This is a genomic window from uncultured Paenibacillus sp. (assembly GCF_963515335.1).
Lineage (GTDB): Bacteria > Bacillota > Bacilli > Paenibacillales > Paenibacillaceae > Paenibacillus_I.
Map to the genome: position 1 here is coordinate 1 of NZ_CAUPYC010000120.1, position 2,866 is coordinate 2,866.

The following is a 2,866-nucleotide window of genomic DNA, read 5'->3' on the forward strand; positions in this document are numbered from 1 at the left end:
TTCCATAATATTGTAATTATGGAGCGACGCCATTCAGACGATCACGGATTCAGGTGCCATTCAACAGATATCGGGGTGATGGGTTCTTGAAAATTAACGGCATTAATCATCTCTGTTTCTCCGTGTCGGACCTCGATCGTTCGGTCGCGTTTTACCGTGACGCGCTCGGCGCCAAACTGCTCGTAACCGGACGCAAGCTCGCTTATTTTGAATTGGGCGGCATTTGGGTTGCGCTGAATGCCGAGGAGCTGGAGCGGCGCACGGAGCCCCAAACCTATACGCATCTCGCTTTCACAGTGAATGACAGCGAGTTCGACCAATGGACGGAACGTCTTCGCGAGCTGAAGGTCAATGTACTGCCCGGGCGCGCGAGAGATGAACGCGACAAACGATCGGTTTACTTCGCCGACCCGGACGGCCATCGGTTCGAGCTGCACACCGGAACGTTAACGGACAGGCTCGATTACTACAGGGAAGCCAAAGGACATATGATTTTCCACGAAGGCTGATCGGCCATGCAATGGAGCGGCACGGAATGGATGGGCTTTGCTTGATGGACAAGTGCCGCGATTTGTTTTACTGTAAAAGCGACAGAACAATATTCGCATAGGCACGCATCGGAAGGACTGGGGTTCCAATGAGATTCAGACCGTGTATCGATATTCATCAAGGCAAGGTAAAGCAAATCGTGGGAGAAACGCTTAACGTATCCGGCGAAGGCGTCGTAGAGAACTTTGTTTCGCAGCACGAGCCGGCGTACTACGCGAATCTGTTCCGGCAGGACGGATTGACCGGCGGTCATGTCATCATGCTTGGCCCCGGCAATGAAGCGGCTGCCGAGCAAGCGCTTCGCGCCTATCCCGGCGGCTTGCAGATCGGCGGAGGCATTCGGGCGGACAACGCGGAGAAATTTCTTGAGATGGGGGCCTCTCACGTCATCGTCACCTCCTATGTGTTCAAGGATGGGCGCCTTCAGACGGAGAGCCTGAACCGGATCGTGGAAGCGGTAGGCCGGGAAAAGCTCGTCATCGATCTGAGCTGCAAAAAGCGGGACGGCAAGTGGTACGTGGTCACGAATCAATGGACTACGTTCAGCGATTTTGAGCTGCATGCGGAAAATATTTACAATCTTGAGGCGTATTGCGACGAATTTCTCGTCCATGCCGTGGACGTCGAGGGCAAGCGGACCGGCGTACTGGAGGAGCTTGCGGAAAAGCTCGCGGAGTGGACGACGATCCCGACTACCTATGCCGGCGGCGCGCGCTCGCTGGACGATCTTGAGATATTCCGGCGTATAACGGACGGCAGGCTGGATATCACCGTGGGCAGCGCGCTGGACATTTTTGGCGGCTCCCTCCCTTACCGGGAAGTCGTTGCTTTCTGCCGGGACGAAGAGTCATAAACAAGATCCGCAGTTTCATATTTGTCGAGGGGGAATTCGGATGAAGCTTGAAAAGGGACAAAAGCTGCTGTTCATCGGCGACTCGATTACCGATTGCGAAAGGGCCAGACCGGTCGGCGAAGGGCTGTTCGGCGCGAACGGCAAAGGTTACGTCGCGCTTGTCGACGCGCTGCTTCAATCGGTTTATCCGGAGCTTGGCATCCGCATCGTCAATATGGGCATCGGCGGCAATACGGTGCGCGATTTGAAGGCGCGTTGGCAGTCGGATGTCGTGAATCAGAAGCCCGACTGGCTGTCGGTTATGATCGGAATCAACGACGTATGGCGCCAATACGACACGCCTTTCATCGTTGACGGTCATGTTTATCTCGATGAATATGAAGCGACGCTGCGTGAACTGATCGCCGCAACGAAGCCCATGGTAGAGGGGCTCGTGCTGATGACGCCTTTCTATATCGAGAGCAACGCGCAGGACGCCATGCGGCGCACGATGGATGAGTACGGCGCGGTTGTCAAGCGGATTGCCGGGGAGCACGGCCTGCTCTGCGTCGATACGCAGGCGGCATTCAACGAGGTGTTGAGGGAGCTTTACTCCGCAACATTGGCCTGGGATCGCGTGCATCCGACGCAGACCGGCCATATGGTGCTTGCCCGCGCCTTCCTGAAGGCTGTCGGCTTCGATTGGAGCCGGGCGTAGAGCCGGTTATAAGAGGTTGGTGAAAAATTGGCGACGATGAAGGGGGCGAAAGCTCGTGAACGGCGGATTGTTTCCGGAGCGGTTGACGGATGGGGATTTTCGCCCCGTCGTCGCCGCTTATTATTTTAAAGAATGGAACGGGTTTCGAATGGGGTATCACACCCACAGGGCGACCGAAATCATGTATGTCATCGGCGGTACATGCTCGGTCGAGCTGATGCCGGGAGGTCATACGGACAAGATCGAGTTGACGCTGACCAAAGGCGAATTCATCGTGCTTGACGCAAATGTGCCGCACAGGCTGATCGTCGAAGGGACCTGCCGGATGCTCAATTTGGAATTCCGGTTCGCGGAGCGGGACGGATTGGTTCCGCCAGTCGGACGGCTTGCCCTGGAGGAAAAGACGGTGCGGCAATTGCTGGCGTGTCCGCAATCTTTTGTCGTGCTGCGCGACCCTCACGATTTTCAACAGGCGCTGAAAAGCCTCGTGCTGGAGCTCGATGCGTCCCCGTCCGGCAATGGGCCGATGACCGAGCTGCTGTTCGGGCAGTTGCTTCTACTGCTTGCCCGGCTGTATCACCTATCATCGGCAGACGGCTCGGGCGTGCAGGAGCAGTATATACGGCGCTGTATCCGATTCATGCACCAGCATTACGATCTCAATCTGACGGTGCCGGAAATCGCCGCATCGGTCAACCTGCACCCGGGCTATCTATGGTGCTACAAGATGTCAAGACAGTTTTTTAGAATTTTTAAGGTGTGAAATA

General features: G+C 56.0%; 4 protein-coding genes. All 4 read left to right on the plus strand.

Annotated elements, in window-relative coordinates; translation table 11 throughout:
• Nucleotides 1-86 precede the first annotated feature (86 nt).
• The 4 genes from fosB (at nucleotide 87) to RWM61_RS20120 (ending at nucleotide 2,862) form a co-directional block, all read left to right on the plus strand.
• Nucleotides 87-509 (plus strand): metallothiol transferase FosB, encoded by a 423-nt coding sequence (fosB, locus tag RWM61_RS20105; RefSeq protein ID WP_314004244.1) that lies wholly within the window; start codon nucleotides 87-89, stop codon nucleotides 507-509.
• A 128-nt stretch (nucleotides 510-637) separates the two neighbouring features.
• The gene (gene hisA / locus RWM61_RS20110; protein WP_314004247.1) at nucleotides 638-1,402 is read left to right on the plus strand and encodes a phosphoribosylformimino-5-aminoimidazole carboxamide ribotide isomerase; all 765 of its coding nucleotides are present in this window, start codon (nucleotides 638-640) and stop codon (nucleotides 1,400-1,402) included.
• A gap of 40 nt (nucleotides 1,403-1,442) precedes the next feature.
• Complete coding sequence (locus RWM61_RS20115; protein ID WP_314004250.1) at nucleotides 1,443-2,099, plus strand: SGNH/GDSL hydrolase family protein; 657 nt, start codon at nucleotides 1,443-1,445, stop codon at nucleotides 2,097-2,099.
• Between the two features lie 55 nt (nucleotides 2,100-2,154).
• Nucleotides 2,155-2,862: a cupin domain-containing protein gene (locus tag RWM61_RS20120; protein ID WP_314004254.1), complete on the plus strand. Its 708-nt coding sequence runs from the start codon at nucleotides 2,155-2,157 to the stop codon at nucleotides 2,860-2,862.
• The last annotated feature ends 4 nt before the right edge of the window (nucleotides 2,863-2,866 follow it).

Bases quoted from the DNA above. Each gene is read 5' to 3' on its own strand.
- hisA (WP_314004247.1), top strand. From the start codon at position 638: ATGAGATTCAGACCGTGTATCGATATTCATCAAGGCAAGGTAAAGCAA.
- RWM61_RS20115 (WP_314004250.1), top strand. From the start codon at position 1,443: ATGAAGCTTGAAAAGGGACAAAAGCTGCTGTTCATCGGCGACTCGATT.